At 75.2% G+C, this 19,211-nt stretch carries 9 protein-coding genes; 8 read left to right on the forward strand and 1 reads right to left on the reverse strand.

Annotation, left to right across the window (positions count from 1 at the left end; all coding sequences use genetic code 11):
• Nucleotides 1-275 precede the first annotated feature (275 nt).
• Nucleotides 276-662 (reverse strand): hypothetical protein, encoded by a 387-nt coding sequence (locus ACFQRF_RS09705; protein WP_379870619.1) that lies wholly within the window; start codon nucleotides 660-662, stop codon nucleotides 276-278.
• Here ACFQRF_RS09705 and ACFQRF_RS09710 point away from each other — a divergent pair.
• The 8 genes from ACFQRF_RS09710 to ACFQRF_RS09745 all read left to right on the forward strand — a co-directional run bounded on the left by ACFQRF_RS09710 (nucleotide 661) and on the right by ACFQRF_RS09745 (nucleotide 19,178).
• Complete coding sequence (locus ACFQRF_RS09710; RefSeq protein WP_379870621.1) at nucleotides 661-9,336, forward strand: non-ribosomal peptide synthetase; 8,676 nt, start codon at nucleotides 661-663, stop codon at nucleotides 9,334-9,336. The two genes, ACFQRF_RS09705 and ACFQRF_RS09710, sit on opposite strands and share 2 nt — an antisense overlap.
• Before the next feature lie 5 nt (nucleotides 9,337-9,341).
• Entirely contained in the window at nucleotides 9,342-10,814 is a 1,473-nt protein-coding gene (locus ACFQRF_RS09715) for a cytochrome P450 (RefSeq protein ID WP_379870622.1), read from the forward strand.
• A gap of 98 nt (nucleotides 10,815-10,912) precedes the next feature.
• Nucleotides 10,913-12,037, forward strand: coding sequence for a tryptophan dimethylallyltransferase family protein (locus ACFQRF_RS09720; RefSeq protein WP_379870624.1), 1,125 nt, complete (start codon nucleotides 10,913-10,915; stop codon nucleotides 12,035-12,037).
• A gap of 414 nt (nucleotides 12,038-12,451) precedes the next feature.
• Nucleotides 12,452-13,201, forward strand: a complete 750-nt coding sequence (locus ACFQRF_RS09725) for an MBL fold metallo-hydrolase (protein WP_379870626.1) — start codon at nucleotides 12,452-12,454, stop codon at nucleotides 13,199-13,201.
• A gap of 343 nt (nucleotides 13,202-13,544) precedes the next feature.
• Entirely contained in the window at nucleotides 13,545-13,856 is a 312-nt protein-coding gene (locus ACFQRF_RS09730; protein ID WP_379870627.1) for a hypothetical protein, read from the forward strand.
• A gap of 2 nt (nucleotides 13,857-13,858) precedes the next feature.
• Nucleotides 13,859-15,235 carry a zeta toxin family protein gene (locus ACFQRF_RS09735; RefSeq protein WP_379870629.1) on the forward strand — a complete coding sequence of 459 codons (1,377 nt, stop codon included), beginning with the start codon at nucleotides 13,859-13,861 and terminating at the stop codon, nucleotides 15,233-15,235.
• A 59-nt stretch (nucleotides 15,236-15,294) separates the two neighbouring features.
• Nucleotides 15,295-16,296: a zinc-binding dehydrogenase gene (locus tag ACFQRF_RS09740; protein WP_379870630.1), complete on the forward strand. Its 1,002-nt coding sequence runs from the start codon at nucleotides 15,295-15,297 to the stop codon at nucleotides 16,294-16,296.
• Complete coding sequence (locus ACFQRF_RS09745) at nucleotides 16,293-19,178, forward strand: FAD-binding and (Fe-S)-binding domain-containing protein (protein WP_379870631.1); 2,886 nt, start codon at nucleotides 16,293-16,295, stop codon at nucleotides 19,176-19,178. The genes ACFQRF_RS09740 and ACFQRF_RS09745 overlap by 4 nt, the downstream gene beginning before the upstream one ends.
• The last annotated feature ends 33 nt before the right edge of the window (nucleotides 19,179-19,211 follow it).

Consider the following 19,211-nt stretch of genomic DNA (forward strand, 5'->3'; position numbering starts at 1 on the left):
GGGCGCCCGTCACGGTTCCGACCGTGGCGGGCGTCGTTTTGTCGCTCTGTGGATCTGTCGCCCGATCGCTCTGTCGTCATGTCCAGCCGATCCGCTCGCCGGCCGGTGGGACGGCCGGTCCGCCGCCCGGTTCTCCGGGGGCTCCGGCCGCGGTGCGACCCGGTGCCGGTGTGGCTGCCGGGTGCCGAAAAAGCGACAGTCGCTGACGAATATCGACAAGATCCCCCAGAGAACGTGAACAGTGTTCTTTCTGGTGGGGTGCTCATCGTCTCGCTTCAGCCCTGAATCGCCGCGATCCGCATCATCCCCGGTTTGTCGCGAAAAACGACGTGTACGGGCAGTCCGGTGTTTTTCTGCCACGAAATGGATGTTCTGTAGTGCTGCTCCCTGAAAAATTCCTGAATTCCATGTTTGCCGGTCAAGGGCGAGGGGGATCCAGACTCCGGTGTCCAGTGCGGCACCGCGTCTCGCCAGTGGAGACGGGCTGCCTTGAGGGGAACCGGTGTGGTCGGTTCCATTCGTTCCGGCCGCCCGTCGACGGTGAACCACGCGAAATGTAAAGCGGCGACCGGCGGTCGGTTCCGGCCGTTCTCCCGCCCGATGCCGTCCCCCCGACAGTTCGTCCGGCACCCGGAGCCAGGAATCCAGAGAAAGTCGTCCATGATAAGTGAATACGTCGATATTCGCGGTCCCCTCGACCGGAATGCGTTCGACCGCGCGCTGCGCGCCGCCACCACGGAGTTCGCCGCGGCACGGCCGGACGGTCCCGGGCGGAACGGGAGCGGCCGGCCGGCACCGCCGCGCTGGATCGACGTCAGCGGCGCCCCGGATCCGGTCGCCGCGGCCGAGGGCTGGGCCGCTCGTGCGCTCGAAGCGGCGGACCGGCGCCCCCCGGCCCCCGAGACCGCGGTGCTGCGGCTCGCCCCCGAACTGCACCGCTGGATACAACTCGCACCGGCGGGCGGGCGGCCCGGCCCGGACCGGCTCCGGCGGCGGGCCGCAGAGCTCTACACCGCCTACACCACCGGGACCGCCGTTCCTCCGGCCGGCCGGCCCGGGGTGAGGGACGGCGAATCCGGGGCCGGAGCACCGGCGGACGCCGACCGCGCGTTCTGGAACGCGCACGCCGCCGACCTCACCGCGTGCGCGGTGGTGGACGAGGACGTCGCGCACCTTCCGCCGCACCGGCACGAGCTCGCGCTGCGGTCCACGACCCCCACCGCCTGCCGGCGGACCGCCGAAGCCCTGGGAGTCCGGCCGTTCGACGTCGTGCTGGCGGCCGTCGCGCTGTTCGGCCACCGGCTGGACTCCACGCGCCCGGCCGTGCTCACGGTCGACGGCGCTGAGGACGCCTCGCCGCTGCCGCCGCTCGGCCTGCCCGTCCACGCCGGAGAGACCGCCGCGGACTTCGTCCGGCGGTGCGCGCGGACGTGGGATACGGCGCGGCGGCACGGCGGGTACCGCCTGGCCGACCTGTGTCGCGACCAGGGCCTCGATGGGCGGCGCCGGACGGCACCGGTGGTGGCGCTCGCCGACCAGCCCGCCGTGCGGTTCGCCGGTCTGACGGCGGTCACCCGCACCCGGTGCCCCGGCCCCGTGGCGGCCCTGGCCGTCGGCGTGCGGCTGGCCGACCCGGAGCCCGCGATCGAGATGTTCGCCGCCCCCGGCAGCCATGACACCGGTGACCTCGCCGACCTCGCCTGCCGCTTCGCCGGCGTCCTGGACGTCCTCGCGGCGGAACCGGACCGGCCGGTCGCCTCGATCGGCCTGCTGCTCCCCGAGGAGCGGCACCGGATCATCGAGAAGTGGAACGACACCGAACGGCCGCTCCCCGAACGCACGCTCTCCGCACTGTTCGGCGAACAGGCCCGGCGGGTGCCCGACGCGGTGGCGGTCGTCCAGGGGACGGCCCGCCTCGACTACGCGGGCCTTGAGCGGCGTGCCAACCTGCTCGCACACCGCCTCGTCGCGCTCGGTGTCCGGCGGGACGAGCCCGTCGGCATCCTGCTGGACCGCAGCCCCGACGCCGTGGTGGCGGTGCTCGGCGTGATCCGGGCCGGCGGCTGCTACGTGCCGCTCGACCCGCGGCAGCCGGGCGCGCGGCTCCGGCCGGTCATCGAGGAGACCGGGACGCGGGTGGCCATCACCGGCACCGCGGCGCCGCGCTCCACCGTGCTCGACGGGCTCACCCTCGTCGACCCCGCGACCGAGCCCGACGCCGTGGATCCCGGGCCGCCGGCCGTCGCCGGCCACCCGGACGACCTCGCCTACATCATGTACACCTCCGGCACCACCGGAACGCCGAAGGGCATCGGGGTGCCGCACCGCGCCGTCGCGGCGCTCGCCGCGGACCACCGCTGGGACGGCGGCGGCCATGAGCGGGTGCTCGCGCACTCGCCGCAGGCGTTCGACGCCGCCACCTACGAACTGTGGGTGCCGCTGCTGCGCGGCGGACGGATCGTCCTGGCCCCGCCGGGCGAACTCGACCCCGGCACGCTGGAGCGCGTGCTGCGCGAGGAGCGGGTCACCGGCCTGTTCCTCACCGCCGCGCTGTTCCACCTGGTGGCCGAAGAGCGCCCGGAGTGCCTGCGCTCGGTGCGCGAGGTGTGGGTGGGCGGGGAGCGCGTCGACCCGGCCGCCGTGCGGCGCGCGCTCGGCGCCTGCCCGGGCATCGCGGTGGTCGACGTGTACGGGCCCACCGAGACCACCACGTTCGCCACCTGCCACCCGGTGCAGCGTCCGCCCGACGGCGAGATCCCGATCGGCCGGCCGATGGACGAGACCCGCGGCTACGTGCTCGACGGCCACCTGCAGCCAACCCCGCCCGGCGTCCCCGGCGAGCTGTACCTCGCCGGCCGCGGCCTGGCGCGCGGCTACCTGGGCCGTCCCGCGGCCACCGCGGAGCGCTTCGTCGCCTGCCCCTTCGGGCCGCCCGGTTCCCGGATGTACCGCACCGGCGACCTGGTGCGCTGGACGGACGACGGCGAGCTGGAGTTCCTGGGCCGGGTGGACGACCAGGTGAAGATCCGGGGGTTCCGGATCGAGCCGCGCGAGGTCGAGCACGTGCTGGCCGGCCACCCCGGGGTGGCGGCCGCGGCGGTGACGGTGCGCGAGGACCGCCCGGGCGAGCGGCAGCTGGTCGGCTACCTGGTCGCCGCCGACCGGTCCGCGGAGGGCGGCGGCACCGCCGAGACCCAGGTACGGGAGTGGAGACAGATCTACGACTCGCTCTACGCCGGATCGGCGCCCGGGAACGCCACGGACGCCCCAGAACACCCGGACGCGGACTTCTCCGGGTGGAACAGCAGCTACGACGGCCGCCCGATCCCGCTCCCCGAGATGAGCGAGTGGCGCGCCGCCACGGTTCGGCGGATCCGGGAGCTGCGGCCGCGCCGCGTCCTGGAGATCGGCGTGGGCACCGGCCTGCTGCTCTCCGCGCTCGCGCCGGACTGCGCCGAGTACTGGGGCACCGACTTCTCCGCCCCCGTCGTCGAGCGGCTGCGCCGCACGGTCGCGTCGGACCCGCGGCTGGCCGGCCGCGTCCGGCTGCGCGTCCAGCCCGCGGTGTCGGTCGACGGACTGCCCGCCGGCCACTTCGACGCCGTCGTCGTCAACTCGGTCAGCCAGTACTTTCCGAACGGCGGCTACCTGGCCGACGTCGTCGCCGCGGCGGTGTCCCGCCTGGCCCCGGGCGGTGCCGTGTTCGTCGGTGACGTCCGCGACCTGCGCCTGTCCCGGCTGTTCCAGACCGAGGTCGTACTGCGGCGCGGAACCGGCGACCCGGCCGGCCCGGGCGCCGTGCCGGTCGCGAGCGCCGCCGAGGCCCGCGCGGCGGTCGAGCGGCACCTCGTCGCAGAGCAGGAGCTCCTGGTCGCCCCGGACTTCTTCCTCGCGTTAGGTGAGCGGCTGCCGGAAATCCGGTCGGTCGACATCCGGGTCAAGCGCGGCCGGGCGCACAACGAGATGTCGCAGTACCGCTACGACGCGGTGCTGCGGACCGCGCCGGAGCGGCCGGACGCCGACGGCGTCGAGGACGTCGAGGACATCGAGACGGTCTGGGAGGACGGCCGCACCGGCCTGCACGATGTGCGGCGCCGCCTGCTGGAGGCCGGGCCGAGCGCCCGCGTCCGGGTGCGCGGCGTGCCCAACGCCCGGGTCCAGCCCGCCGTGCGCGCGGCCCGCGCCCTCGCCGAGGACGACCTCGAAACGGCGCTGTCCCGGCTTCGCGAGGCCCCGACCGCGCCGGATCCCGAGGAACTGCACGCGCTGGGCGACGAACTCGGCTTCCGGGTCGAGATCAGCTGGTGCGCCGACGGGCCCGCCGCCGCCGACGGCGCCCTGGACGTGTGCTTCCTGCGCGGCGGCGCGACCGCCAAGGGCCTGTACGACCGGCCGGTGGCGGGCGATCCGACCCGGCACACCAACAGCCCGGCGGCCTCCCGGGAGACCGGCGCGCTCCTGGACGAGGTCCGCCGCCACCTGCGCGAACGCCTGCCCGAGTACATGGTGCCGACGCACCTGGTCGTCCTGCACCGGCTGCCGCTCACCGCCAACGGCAAACTGGACCGCCGCGCGCTTCCCGCCCCGGGGGTGGGCTCGCGCGGCGGCCGGGGGCCGCGCACGTCGCTCGAAGGCGGTCTGTGCGCGATCTTCGCGGAGGTCCTCGGCGTCTCACCGGTCTCGATCGACGACGATTTCTTCGAGCTGGGCGGGCACTCCCTGTCGGCCACCCGCCTGGTCGGCCGCATCCGCGCGGCGCTCGGGCCGGAGGTGCCCGTCCGTACCGTGTTCGAGGCCCCCACGGTGGTGGAGCTGGCCCGCCGCCTCGGCGGCAGCACCGGTTCCGTGGCCGCGCCGGCGCCGCGGGAGCGGCCAGCCGAGCTCCCGCTCTCCCCGGCGCAGCGCCGGCTCTGGTTCCTGCACACCCTTGACGGCGCGGCCGCCGGATCGGTCGCGTACAACGTCGCGCTGCGGGTGCGGCTGCGCGGGCCGCTGGACCGCGACGCGCTGCGCGCGGCGCTCGCCGACGTCGTCGAGCGGCACGAGAGCCTGCGCACCGTCTTCGCCGAGCGGGACGGTTCCCCGTACCAGCGGGTGCTGGACGGCGTCGCCCCCGACTGCCCGGTGGCCCGCTGCGATGCGGCCGAGCTGGACGCCCGCCTGCGGTCGTCGGCGGTCCGCCCCTTCGACCTGACCGCCGACATTCCGCTGCGCGCCGAACTGTTCGAGACCGGCCCCGGCGACGGCACCGATCACGTACTGCTGCTCGTGCTGCACCACATCGCGTGCGACGGCTGGTCGCTGGCACCGCTGTGGCGCGACCTCGGCGCCGCCTACACGGCCCGCACGGCGGGCCGGCCGCCGGACCTGCGGCCGCTGCCGGTCCAGTACGCCGACTTCGCACTGTGGCAGCACGACCGGCTGGACCGGCTCACCGCGGACGGCGGCGCCGACGGGCCGCAACATCCGCACCTGCGCTACTGGACCGAGACGCTGGCGGGCCTGCCGGAGCTGGTCCCCCTTCCGCTGGACCGCCCGCACCCCCCGGCGGCGACGCAGCGCGGCGGCATCGTGCGGTTCGCGGTGCCGCCCGAACTGCACGCCGCGCTCGGGAGGCTGGCCCGGGAGAACGGCGCCAGCCTGTTCATGGCGCTGCACGCCGGGCTCGCCGCGCTGCTCACCCGGGTCGGCGCCGGCGAGGACATCCCCATCGGCAGCCCCATCGCCAACCGCACCGACGGGGTGCTGGAGGACCTGGTGGGGTTCTTCGTCAACACGCTGGTGCTGCGCGCGGACGTCTCCGGCGACCCCACGTTCCGGGAGCTGCTGGGGCGGGTGCGGGAGGTGGACCTCGCGGCGTACGCGCACCAGGACGTGCCGTTCGAGTGGCTGGTCGAGAAGCTTCGCCCCGCACGGTCGCTCTCCCACCACCCGCTGTTCCAGGTCATGCTGGTGCTGCAGAACTCGCCGACCGCCGGAGCGGACCTCCCCGGACTCGCCGCCGAGGCCGAGCACCTGGACATCGGGACCTCCCGGTTCGACCTCACTTTCAGCCTCACCGAGCGGCCCGCGCGGCAGGGCGGCGCGGCGCCGGGGCTGGACGGTGTGGTCGAGTACAACGCCGACGTGTTCGACCCCGAGACCGTGGAGCTGCTCGCCGCCCGGCTGGTGCGGCTGCTGACCGCCGCGACGGCCGATCCGGACCGCCCGGTCAGTGCCCTGGGCATCCTCCATCCGGATGAACGCGAGCACGCCCTCGTGACCTGGAACGCCACCGACCGCGAGGTTCCGGTGGCCCCCGTTCCGGAGCTGTTCGAGCGGTGCGCGGCCCGCGCGGGGGAGGCGCCCGCGGTGGAGTTCGAAGGCGAGACGTGGAGCTACCGGCGGCTGAACGCCGAGGCGAACCGGCTGGCCCGCCTGCTCATCCGGCTGGGAGCCGGCCCCGAGCGGCTGGTCGCGCTCGCGCTGCCGCGTTCGCCGCGGCTCGTGGTCGCCGTGCTCGCCGTGCTCAAGTCGGGCGCCGGGTACCTGGCGCTCGACCCGGAGCACCCGGCCGGGCGGCTGGCGGGCGTCCTCCGGGACGCCACGCCCGCCCTGCTGGTGTGCACGGAGTCGGCGGGATCGGCGGTTCCCGACGTCCCCGGCCTGCCGCTCCGCCGGGTGGTCCTCGACGACCCGGTCCTGTCCGCCGACCTGGACGGGCTGGCCGCTCATGATGTCACCGACGCCGAGCGGGCCGAGCCGCTTCGCCCCGAGCATCCGGCCTACGTCGTCCACACCTCCGGTTCGACCGGACGGCCGAAGGGCGTCGTGGTCACCCACACCGGTCTGCCGGGTCTCGCCGAGGTGCAACGCGAACGCTTCGGGATGGCGCCGGACGCCTGCGGCCGGCCCCGTCGCGTCGTTCAGTTCGCCGCACCGACGTTCGACGGCGCGGTCTGGGAGATCTTCGGCGCCCTGCTCACCGGCGCGACGCTGGTGATGGCTCCCGCCCACCGGCTCGCGCCGGGACCGGAACTGACCCGTTTCCTCGCCGAGTCCGAGGTCACGCACGCGGTGCTGCCGCCGGCCGCGCTCGCGGTGCTCGACCCCGCGGACCTGCCCGGGCTGGACTGGCTCATCTCCTCGGGGGAGCGGCTTCCGGGCGAGCTGGCCGGGCGCTGGAGCACCGGCCGGCGGCTGATCAACGGATACGGACCCACCGAGGCCACGGTCTGCGCGACACTGAGCCGGCCGCTCCACGGCGAGCCGGTGCCGCCGATCGGGCGGCCGAGCGTGAACACCCGGGCCTACGTGCTCGACGGCCGGCTGGAGCCGGTCGGCCCCGGCGTGCCCGGCGAGCTCTACGTCGCCGGAGCCGGACTCGCGCGCGGGTACCTCGGCCGCCCGGGAGCGACCGCCGAGCGGTTCGTGGCCTGCCCCTTCGGGCCGCCCGGTTCCCGGATGTACCGCACCGGCGACCTCGTGCGCTGGACCCGTGACGGCGACCTGGAGTTCCTCGGCCGGGCGGACGACCAGGTGAAGCTCCGTGGTTTCCGGGTGGAGCCGGGCGAGGTCGCGGCCGTCCTCGGCGCGGATCCCGACGTCGCGCACGCCGTCGTGGTGGTGCGGGCGGACCGCCCCGGCGACGAACGGCTGGTCGGCTACGTCGTCCCGGCCGCCGGCCGGCCGCGCCCCGACCCCGCCGGGCTGCGCCGCCGCGCCGCCGAGGTGCTGCCCGCCTTCCTGGTGCCGGCGGCGGTCGTGGTGCTGGACGCCCTCCCACTGCTGCCCTCGGGCAAGGTGGACCGGCGGGCGCTTCCGGCGCCCGGCCACGACCGCCCGTCCGGCCGCCCACCGCAGACCCGCGTGCAGCGGACGCTCTGCGACGTCTTCGCCGAAGTGCTCGGGGTGCCGGAGGTCGGCATCGACGACGGGTTCTTCGAGCTGGGCGGGCACTCGCTGCTGGCGCCACGGCTGCTCAGCGAGGTGCGGCGGCGGCTCGGGGCCGACGTCTCGGTCCGCGAGCTGTTCGAGCGGCCGGACGTGGCGGGGCTCGCCGCGGCCATCGAGACCGGTGCGGTGGGCGGACCGGAGCCGGAGACGGGCCCGGCCGGGCAGGCGGACGGCGGCGCGCTGGACCTCGCCGTCACCGAGCTGGACCCGCTGCCGGAGGTCACCGGAGTCGACCCCGGCACGCTCGCCCGTAACGCCGACCCGGCGGAGGTGCTGCTCACCGGCGCCACCGGCTTCCTCGGCTCGTTCCTGCTCCGCGAACTGCTGCGCACCACCCGGGCCCGGGTGCACTGCCTGGTGCGGGCCACCGACGAGGACGCCGCCGTCGGGCGGCTGCGGCGCGCCCTGGAGAGGCACGGCCTGTGGGAACCGGACACCGCCGACCGGATCGTCCCGGTCGTCGGCGACCTCGCCCGGCCGCTGCTCGGACTGGACGAACGCCGCTTCGACGAGCTCGCCGAGCGGCTGGACGCCGTCTACCACAACGGCGCGTGGGTGAGCGCGGTGGAGACCCGGCGGCGGCTGTGGGCGACCAACGTGTCCGGCACGCGGGAGGTGCTGCGCCTGGCGGCGCGGACCCGTCCCGTCCCCGTCCACCACGTGTCGACCGCGGCCGTCGCGGTCGGTACCGCCGGCAACCCCGACGTCCTCGCCGAGGACCGGCTCGCGCCCGCCGCCTCGGTGCTGCCCAGCGGCTACGTCACCGGCAAGTGGCTGGCGGAGCGGCTGGTGTGGTCCGCCGCCGAGCGCGGGCTCCCGGTCACCGTGCACCGCCCGGGCCGGATCGGCGGCGACTCCCGCACCGGCGCCGGCGGCACCGACGACGCGCTCTGGCACCTCGTCCGGGCCATGCTGCTGCTCGGCACCGCGCCGGACGCGGTGCGCGCGCCCGAGGCGGTGGTGGAACTGACCCCGGTGGATCGCGTGGCCGGGGCGGTGGTGCACATCGCGCGCCGGCCCGAGTCCCTGGGACGGGGACACCACCTCACCTGCCCGGCACCGCTGCCGTTCGGGGTACTGCTCGACGTGCTGCACGACGCCGGCCACCCGCTGCGCACCGTCCCGACTCCGGAGTGGACGGCCGCGCTGCGCTCGCGCACCGACCTCGACCTGGCGGCGGCGCAACTGCTCAGCGACAGCGTGCCGGCCCTCCTCGGGCTCGGTGCGCTGCGGTTCGACCACCGCAACACCGGGGAGGCGCTCGCCGCGTCCGGCGTGCCCCGCCCCGACCTCGACGCCGCCCTCCTGCGCAGGTACATCGACCACCTGGCGGGGGTGGGCTTCTTCCCGCCGCCCCCGCCGGCCGGCGGAGCCACCCCGAACGACCCGGAAGCGAAGTGACCCCCGTGCCCAATCCCTTCGAGGACACCGAACAGCCGTACCTCGTCCTGGTCAACGACAGCGGACAGCACTCACTGTGGCCGGCGTTCGCGCCGGTTCCCGCCGGCTGGGCCACCGCACACGGCGCGGACAGCCGCGAGGGCTGCCTCGCCTACGTCGACACCGCCTGGACCGACATGCGCCCGGCGGAACCGGCGCACCAACGGACCGGGGGGTCCTCCGGCGACGGAGCGGGCGGGCCGGCCGGAGGGCCGGACCGGGGCCGGGCCGCACCACCGGAGCCGTACCCGTTCGGCGAGTACGACGGACTCAGGGTCGACCCGCGCTACGCCGAACTGCGCGGCCGCCCCGGACTGCTGCGGGTACGGCCGCCCTACGGGGACGACGCGTGGCTGGTCACCCGCTACCACGACGTCCGCACGGTGTTCGGCGACCCCAGGTTCAGCCGGGCCGCCACCGCACGGCACGACGAGGCGCGGCTCACCCCGGAGCCCGTCCACACCAGCATTCTCGGCACCGACCCGCCGGACCACACCCGGCTGCGGCGGCTGCTCGCGCGGGCCTTCACCGCGCGCCGGATCGAGACGATGCGGCCGCGGATCCGCGCGACCGCCGACGAGCTGATCGACGCCATGGTGCGCACGGGACCGCCCGGCGACATCGTGGAGGACTACAGCCTGCCGCTGACGGGCCTGGTCATCTGCGATTTCCTGGGCGTTCCGTTCGCCGACCGGGACCGCTTCCAGGAGTGGCTGGTGGCGTTCTCCAGCACCACCGCGCTGCCGCCCGACGAGGCGCGCGAACGCACTGCGGCCATGCACGCCTACATCGGCGAACTGATCGAGGAGCGGCGCCGCCGGCCGGACGACGCCCTGATCAGCCAGCTGATCCGGGTCCGCGACGACGACACCCAGAGCTCCCGCCACGGAGGCTCCGGCGGGCTGTCCGAGACCGAACTGGTGGAGCTCGCCACCGTCCTGCTCATCGCCGGTTACGAGACCTCCGCCGCACAGCTCATGAACTCGGTGCACGCGCTGCTGGAGCGGCCGGCGGAACTGGCGCGGCTGCGTGCCGACGGAGTCACCCCCGCAGCGGTCGACGAACTCCTCCGGTTCGTCCCGGTCGACGCGCACGTGGCGTTCGCGCGGTACGCCACGGTGGACATCGAACTGGGCGGCACCCTGGTGCGGGCCGGGGAGGCGGTGCTGCCGGTCCTGCCGTCCGCCAATCGCGATCCCGAGGTGTTCGACGAGCCCGAGACGCTCGACCTCGGCCGGGAGCGCAACCCGCACCTCGGATTCGGGCACGGGATCCATCGCTGCCTGGGCGCCGCGCTGGCCCGCATCGAACTGGAGGAGGGGCTCGGCCGGCTCGTGGCCCGTCTGCCGGACCTGCACGCGGCGGTCCCGCTGGTCGAGACGCCGTGGAAGGCCGGAATGCAGGTGCGCAGCCTGTGGCGGCTGCCGGTCGGCTGGTAGCCCGGCAGGGGCGCCGGCCCACCGGCCGGCGTCCCTGCCCGGTACCGCATCACCGCATCCCCGTGATAGAGCCCGAACCCCAGGAGAACGTGACACCGATGCAGCCCGGTCCTCCCACCACCAGTCCCGCCCCGCCCGCCCGGCCGCCGCTGCGGCCGGTGTCCCGCCGCTACCGCGCGGACCTTCCCCTCACCGAGGCGGCGCTCGACACGGTGCGCCGCTGCTGGGACGCCGCGGCGCTGCCCGCGCCGGAACGCGCCGGGGCGCTCGCCCTGCTGGAGTGGATGTGCCGCTCGTGGGGGCGAACGCCGCTGGGCGGGACGGCGTTCCGCTCCACCGTGGCGATCGACGGGTCGCCGTTCGAGCCCTCGATCGCCTGGCACGGCGACGACGTCGAACTGCGGTGCTCCATCGAGTCCCTGGGCGCGGTGCCCACCGCGGCCGCGGGGCAGACGGCCGGCTGGGAACTCACCCGGCTGCTCGGCGCCGAGTTCGGCGCGCAGGCGGGGCCCTGTCTCGCCCTGGCGGAGCTGTTCACGGTCCCCGAGCCGCGCGGACTGTTCACCATCTGGCACGGGGTCGCGTGGCGGGCGGGAGCCGCGCCGCTCTTCAAGGTGTACCTGGATCCACAGGCCGGCGGCCCGGAGCGGGCCGGACCGGTGCTGGACGAGGCCATGCGCCGCCTGGGCGTCCGGACGGCGTGGCGGAGGCTGGCCGACCACGTCGGCGGAATCGGCGGCCCGGGACGGATTCCAGTGGGGCTCGCGCTCGACCTCGCGGGAGCGGCCTCCCGCGTCAAGGTCTATCTCGGCCACGCGGGCGCGGACGCCGCGGCCATCGACCGGTACGCCGCGGTGGCGCGCGGCCACGTGCCGGGCGCGTTCACGGAGGTGCTGCGCGCGACGGCCGGAGAGGGGCCCCGCTGGCCGAAGCAGCCGGTGACGGTCTACGAGATGACCGCCGGCGCCGAAGCCCCCGCGAACGCCACTCTCTACATCCCGGTGCTCCCGGCGGCGGGGAACGACGCCGTCGCCCGCGACCGCATGAGCGCCTTCATCCGGTCGGTGGGCGGCGACCCCGCGCCGTATGCGGCGTTCCTGGAGACCGTCGCGGACCGGCCGCTGGGCGAGACGGCGCTGCACAACTTCGTCTCCTACCGGCCGGCCCCGCCCGGCGGCCGTCCCCGGTTCGCCGCCTACCTCGCCCCCGGCCTGTTCGGGTGACGGCGTGACTCGGGGGGCGATCGATGGCCGACCGCGTCCACGCCGGTGAGGTCCGCGGTCGGCTCCCAGTGCCGGGCCGCCGTCTCGGGGCCGATCGCCCGCGGCTCGGCCCCACCGCCGATCGCCGGAGGCCCCCGCGCGTCGGCGGTGGAGGGGAGGGAGGCGGGTGAGCGCGCCCATGAACACGAAGCGGTGAGCCGCCGAGCGTCTGGAGCCGTCGATGCCGATCGCCGGAGGCCCCCGCGCGTCGGCGGTGGAGGGGAGGGAGGCGGGTGAGCGCGACCATGAACACGGCGCACCCCTGACGGTCACGGATCGCATACCGTGGGCCATCGCTGCGGACGATCGCCATCCGCGGTCACCGCCCGCCGCCGCGAGGCGCGGTGGCACCTCCAAGGGAAGGACCGGACGTCTGTGCGCCAGGACGGCATCACCGAGGTCGCGACGGGGATCCACCTCGTTCATGGCAGCAACACCAACTGGGTGATCATCACCGAGGGCGACACGGTCACCCTCGTGGACACCGGCTACCCCGGTGACCGCGAGCAGGTACTGGCGTCTCTGGCGTCGGTGGGCCGGCGGCCCGAGGACGTCGCGGCGGTGCTGATCACGCACGCGCACACCGACCACATCGGGGCGGCGAGCCTGCTCGGCGGCGAGTACGGCGTGCCGGTGTACATGCACGAGAAGGAGGCGCCGCACGCCCGGTGGGAGTTCCGGACCCAGGTGACCTTGGGGGAGGTGCTGCGCAACGCCTGGCGGCCCGGCGTGCTGCCGTGGGTGCGGCACGCCGTCCGATCCGGCGGGCTCACGGACGCGCGCGTTCCCATGGCCCGGCCGTTCCCGGTCGAGGGGGCACTGGACCTGCCCGGCCACCCGGTGCCGGTGCACACACCGGGGCACACCGCCGGGCACAGCTGCTACCACCTGCCGCACGCGGGGGTGCTGATCACCGGGGACACGCTCGTGAGCGGCCACCCCACCTCCAGGCTGCGCGGGCCGCAGCTGCTGCCCCGCATGTTCGACCACGACCGCGCGGGGGCGCTGGCGTCCCTGGACGTGCTGGAGCGGATCGAAGCCGACGTGCTGCTGCCCGGGCACGGCCCCGTCCACCGCGGCCCGGCGCGCGAGGCCGCCGCCCTCGCCCGCGAACGCGCGTCCTGACCGCCCGTTCGGCGAACGGCCGGCCCCTGCCCGCCAGGAAGGCCACGGGCAGGGGCCGCGGGCTGCCGCACAGGAGGAGAAGGCAGCCGGCCGCCCGGCGGCCGAGGCCGCCACGCGACGCGCCGAACGCGTAGATCCACGGTAAACGCCTGGTCAGTGCCGTGGAAGGGGGTGGCGGGTCAAGAATCCGGCCGCCCGCGCCCTCCGGGTTTTCCACAGACCGTGGTCGTGGCGTGCGGCCGGTGACGGACGCCCGGTACGGTTCCGTCGGAGAGGCGTTCTTCCGGCGTTCGCCCGGAGTCCGCCTTGTTGTCACGGCACGTTGCACGGAGAGGTCTGCGCCATGCCCGGTGATCCCATCGTGTACGACGAGCCACCCCTGTCCGCGTTCGGCCTGCCGGACCGGGTCGATCCGTACGCCGGAGTGCCCGACACCGTCGTCCACGACGTCTTCCGTGACACCGCCGGGTTCCTGATCGCCGAGTGCGCCCGCCTCGCGCTGCTGGCCACGTCCGAACCCGAGCGGGAGCGGTGGCGGGCGCGGAGCATCGAGGTGCTCGACCAGCGGCGGTACGTGGCAGCCGACGACCGGGCCGAACTCCGCCGGCACATCGAGCGCTGGCAGGCCGAGATCGACGAGCTGCGGGAGCGGTGACCATGGCCCGGCCCGCCGCGTCCACCGAATCCCTCGACGACATCGATCCCCTCGACTTCGCGCTGTCGGAACGGGAACTGAAGCACATCTTCCGGACGGAGGTCATCCCGCGGCTGTTCGAGGGAAGGCAGACGTTCGCCGGGGCCCCGGTGCTGATCCTGGGCGGAGTGCCCGGCTCGGGGAAGAGCACGCTGTTCGCCGTGCTGCAAAGGAGCCATCCCTACGACTTCGTGGTCCTCGACCGCGACTGGTTCCGCCAGTTCCAGACCCACCCGGCGGCGAAGGAATGGATCGCGCGGGATCCGCTGGCCATGCCCTACGTCACCGAGGACGTCGCCGGAAAGCTGCTCAAGATGGCGGCCGACCACGCCATCGCGCACGGCTATCCGCTGGTCGTAGAGAACTCGCTGCGGACCGACTACCCCTTAAAGCTGGTCGACAAGGCCGCGGAGGCCGGCCGCCCGGTGCATCTCGCCACCATGGCCGTGCCGCCCTGGCGGAGCCGCCTGGACGCGCTGACCCGCTTCCTGCTCCCCGGTGTCCCGGCCGCGCGATGGACCCAGCACGACTCCCATGAGAAGTGCATCCCGGAGGTGCCCAAGACGCTGGCGAAGCTGGAGCGGCACCCGAACGTCCGCCGGATCGATCTCTCCGATCGGGCCCGATTCCGGTACCGCAATACTCGCGGCCCTGACGGCGAATGGCGGGCGGACGCCCGGGCCGTCGAGGTCTACCAGGCGACCGTGGCCCGGGAGCCCACCCCGGAAGAGGCGCCCGACTGGCTGCGCCAGTACTGGGCGAACGTCGCCCTGGCCGTCGACCGTGACAAGCTCAGCGCCACCACCCGGCCGCGGTTCGCGCTGCTGCATGCGGACGCCGACCACCTCGCGCGGTACGCCTACCGGGGAGAGCAGGAGTCCCGCGACCTGCGCCGGCATCGCGCCGCGCAGCAGGTCCTCCGCCACATCCTCGACGCCAGCGAGCAGGGGGTGCCGGGCAAACTGCTGCCGGCCTCCCCACTGATGTTCCTGTGCGGCGACGCCGACCTCGCCGGCATGCTCGCCGGCCCCGCCCACGCCCCCGCGCTGCTCGACGCCGCCATCCCGTACCTCAGGCGCGAGCAGGTGCGCCGCACCCAGATCCCCCCGGAACAGGCCGAGGTGGAGCGGCGGGTCCGCGAGGAGTCCAGGTCGCACCTGCGCACCAGCGTGCGAGGCGGCCCGGGCCTCGCGCGGGTGGACTTCCCCCGTCCCGTCTCCCCGGCCGGGACGTCGCCCGCCACGAGCCAGGCGGCCAGACGAGCCCGGCGCCGGGAGCTGCTGGGGAATGTGGCCAAAGACCGCCTGACGGTTCGCGGCGGCGCCACCCGGGCAGGCTGACGTCCGTCCGGCCCGGGGCCGGGCGCCCGGTGTAGCGTGGAACCGAGCGGAGGGACCTCATGCGGGCAGCGTTCATGCCGAGACCCGGGGCGCTGGAGGTCGGCGACTTCGACGTCCCCCGCCTCGCCTCCGGCCAGGTGCTGGTGGAGATGCGGTACGCCTCGATCTGCGGATCGGACGTCCACGTGGTCTTCGACGGATTCCACAACCCCGACCGGCTCGGCCGGCCCGGGTACCCCGGGCACGAGGGGGTCGGGGTCGTGGCCGACACCCGATCCGGCCGGTTCCCCGTCGGCACCCCGGTTCTCACCGTCCCCTCGGGCCGCACGGGCGGGTGCTTCGCGGAGTTCCAGACCGTGCCCGACACCCACCTCGTCGAGCTTCCCCCGGGGTCCGGCCTGCGGAGGTTGCTGCCGGCCCAGCAGTTGGGGACCACCCTGTTCGCCATGCGCAGATTCGTCCCCGACGGTCCCCGGCCCGAGCGGCCGCCGCGGAGCGCGGTGGTCATCGGCGCGGGCTCGGCCGGGCTGTTCTTCCTGCAGTTGCTGCTGCGGCTCGGCTGCCCGGAGATCGTGGTGAGCGACCTCCACCCGCGTCGGCTCGCGGTCGCCGAGCGGCTGGGCGCCACCCAGGTGGTGCACGCACCGATGGAGTCCGTGGTCGAGGCCGTGCTCGACCGCACCGGCGGGGCCGGCGCCGACCTCGTCGTCGAAGCCGCCGGCTACGACCGGTGCCGCCAGGACGCGGTGGCCGCCGCCCGCCACCACGGCACCGTCGGGTTCTTCGGGTACCCCGAGTCCGGCGGCAACGCGCCGTTCCCGGTGCACGAGGCGTTCCGCAGATCGCTGACCACGCAGTGGGTGAGCGGTGCCCAGAGCGAGCCGGGGCTGCGCTCCTTCCGCGAGGCCGTCGACCTCATCCGGGCCGGGGAGGTGGAGGTCGGCCACTGCCTGACCCGCATGTTCCCCCTGGAGGAGACCCCTGCGGCTCTCGCGGCGGCCCGGCGGCAGGGCGACGGCGCCGTCAAGATCGGCATCGACATCTCGGACGGGCTCCGATGAGCACCACCGGCACCGGCGAACGGCTGCGGGCGGCACTCGCGGCCCGGCTCCGCGACCGTGTGCGCGGCGAGGTCGCGGCCGACGCCCGCCGCCGCGCCGAGTACTCCAGCGACGCCTCGAACTACCGGGTGGTCCCCGAGGTCGTCGTGCTGCCCAAAGACGAGGACGATGTCCTCGCGACCCTGGAGACCGCGCGGGAGGAGAACGTCCCGCTCACCTGCCGGGGAGGCGGCACCTCCATCGCCGGTAATGCCGTCGGCCCCGGGATCGTGCTCGACTTCTCCCGGCACATGAACCGCATCCTGTCCCTCGATCCGGGCACCCGCACCGCCGTCGTCCAGCCCGGCGTCATCCTGGCGGACCTGCAGCGCGCCGCCGCCCCGCACGGCCTGCGGTTCGGCCCGGACCCCTCCACCCAGGCGCGCGCCACCATCGCCGGCATGATCGGCAACAACGCCTGCGGGCCGCACGCCGTCGCCTACGGGCGCACCGCCGACAACGTCCGCGCGCTCACCGTGGCCGACGGCACCGGCCGCCGGTTCGTTGCGGGTACCGGCCTGGACCCGGTCCCCGGACTCGACGAACTGGTGCGCGCCGATCTGGCGGTGCTGCGCACCGAACTCGGCCGCTTCCCGCGCCAGGTATCGGGGTACTCCCTGGAGCACTTGCTGCCCGAGCGCGGAAGGTCGCTGGCCCGCGCGCTCGTGGGCACCGAGGGCACCGTCGCGGTCACCCTCGACGCCACGCTGCGGCTGGTCGAGATCTCGCCCGCCCGGGTGCTCGTGGTGCTCGGCTACCCCGACATGCCCACCGCGGCCGACGCCGTGCCGCGGCTGCTCGCCCACCGGCCGCTGGCCGTCGAAGGCCTCGACGCGCGGCTGGTCGACGTGGTGCGCCGCAACCACGGGACGCAGCGCGTCCCCGGCCTGCCCCGCGGCGGCGGCTGGCTCATGGTCGAGATGGGCGGAACCGACACCGACGCCGCAAGGGAGGCGGTCCGGGCCCTGACCGCCGACTCCGGCGCCCTCGACCACGCCGTCCTGCCGGCGGGGCCCGAGGCCGCCGCGATGTGGCGCATCCGAGAGGACGGCGCGGGCCTTGCCGGTCGCTCCCCGGCCGGCCGTCCGGCGTGGCCGGGCTGGGAGGACGCGGCCGTCCCGCCCGAACGGCTGGGCGGTTACCTGCGCGCGTTCGAGGCGCTCATGGCGCGGCACGGCGTCGAGGGAATGCCCTACGGCCACTTCGGCGACGGCTGTCTGCACATCCGCATCGACCTCCCGCTGGAGAAGGACGGTTCGGCGCTGCGGGCCTTCACCCGCGACGCGGCACGGCTCGTCGCCGAGCACGGCGGCTCACTCTCCGGTGAGCACGGCGACGGCCGGGCCCGTGGCGAACTGCTGCCCCACATGTACTCCGACCGCGCCATCAAGCTCTTCGCCGCTTTCAAGGCGCTGCTCGATCCCGATGATCTCCTCAACCCGGGCGTCGTCGTCCGCCCCGACCCGGTCGACGCCCACCTGCGCCGCCCGGCCGCCCGGCCGCTGCCCGCCGCCGGCGGGTTCGCCTTCGCCGATGACGCAGGTGACATCACCCGCGCCGTGCACCGGTGCGTCGGGGTCGGCAAGTGCCGGGCCGACACCAGCGCGGCCGGGGGCTTCATGTGCCCGTCCTACCTCGCGACCCGCGACGAGAAGGACACCACCCGCGGCCGCGCCCGCGTGCTCCAGGACATGGCCAACGGCTCCCTGGTGCGGGACTGGTCCTCGCCCGAGGTCCACGAGTCCCTTGACCTGTGCCTGTCCTGCAAGGCGTGCGGCAGCGACTGCCCGGCGGGAGTGGACATGGCCCGGTACAAGTCCGAGGTCCTGTACCGCGCCTACGCCGGGCGGCGCCGGCCGGCCGCCCACTACAGCCTGGGCCGGCTGCCCACCTGGCTGGAGCTGCTGCACCGGCTGCCCGGCATTGGGCCGGCGGCGGCCAACGCCGCGTTCGCGATCCCGGCGGCACGCCGGCCGCTGCTGGCGCTGGCCGGTGTCGACCCGCGCCGGCGGGCGCCGCGGTTCCCCGCCGTGCCGTTCGGCCGGTGGTGGTGGCGCCGTGGCGGGCGGCGGAACGCGGCGCCGGCCGGTCCGGAGGTCGTCCTCTGGGTCGACTCCTTCGACGAGCACCTCACCCCCGACGTGGCACGGGACGCCGTCGCGGTGCTCACGGCCGCCGGATACCGGGTGATCGTCCCCGACCGGCGCGCCTGCTGCGGCCTCACCTGGATCAGCACCGGCCAGCTCGCCACCGCCCGCGAACGGCTGCGCGAGCTGCTGGGCGTCCTCGACCGATACGCGGTGGCCGGCACGCCCGTCGTCGGCCTGGAACCGTCCTGCACCGCCACGCTCCGGTCCGACTTGGCCGACCTGCTTCCGGACGACCCGCGGTCTCGGCGGGTCGCCGACTCCGTACGCACGCTCGCCGAACTGCTCACCGAGCGCCCCACCCCCGATCCCGCCTGGCGCCCGCCGGACCTCGGCGGGGTCACCGTGGTCGCGCAGCCGCACTGCCACCAGCACTCGGTCATGGGCTACGAGCACGACCTCGCGCTGCTGCGCCGCGCCGGCGCGGCGGTCACCGCCCTGGCGGGCTGCTGCGGACTGGCCGGCAACTTCGGCATGGAACGCGGGCACTACGACGTGTCGGTGGCGGTGGCCGAGAACGCGCTGCTGCCGGCCCTGCGCGCCGCGGCCCCGGGCACCGTGTTCCTGGCGGACGGCTTCTCCTGCCGCACCCAGGCCGACCACCTCGCCGGTGTCCACGGGGTGCATCTGGCCCAGCTGCTCGCGGGCCGTCTGCCCCCGGCCGCCGCCGTGGAGAGAGACGGGGCCGGTGGGTGACCGCGGCGCGGGCAGGTGCCCGCCCCACGTTCT

It is taken from the genome of Marinactinospora rubrisoli, from assembly GCF_042664915.1.
Lineage (GTDB): Bacteria > Actinomycetota > Actinomycetes > Streptosporangiales > Streptosporangiaceae > Marinitenerispora > Marinitenerispora rubrisoli.

Bases quoted from the DNA above. Each gene is read 5' to 3' on its own strand.
- ACFQRF_RS09710 (WP_379870621.1), top strand. From the start codon at position 661: ATGATAAGTGAATACGTCGATATTCGCGGTCCCCTCGACCGGAATGCG.
- ACFQRF_RS09705 (WP_379870619.1), bottom strand. From the start codon at position 662: ATGGACGACTTTCTCTGGATTCCTGGCTCCGGGTGCCGGACGAACTGT.
- ACFQRF_RS09720 (WP_379870624.1), top strand. From the start codon at position 10,913: ATGCAGCCCGGTCCTCCCACCACCAGTCCCGCCCCGCCCGCCCGGCCG.
- ACFQRF_RS09730 (WP_379870627.1), top strand. From the start codon at position 13,545: ATGCCCGGTGATCCCATCGTGTACGACGAGCCACCCCTGTCCGCGTTC.
- ACFQRF_RS09735 (WP_379870629.1), top strand. From the start codon at position 13,859: ATGGCCCGGCCCGCCGCGTCCACCGAATCCCTCGACGACATCGATCCC.
- ACFQRF_RS09740 (WP_379870630.1), top strand. From the start codon at position 15,295: ATGCGGGCAGCGTTCATGCCGAGACCCGGGGCGCTGGAGGTCGGCGAC.
- ACFQRF_RS09745 (WP_379870631.1), top strand. From the start codon at position 16,293: ATGAGCACCACCGGCACCGGCGAACGGCTGCGGGCGGCACTCGCGGCC.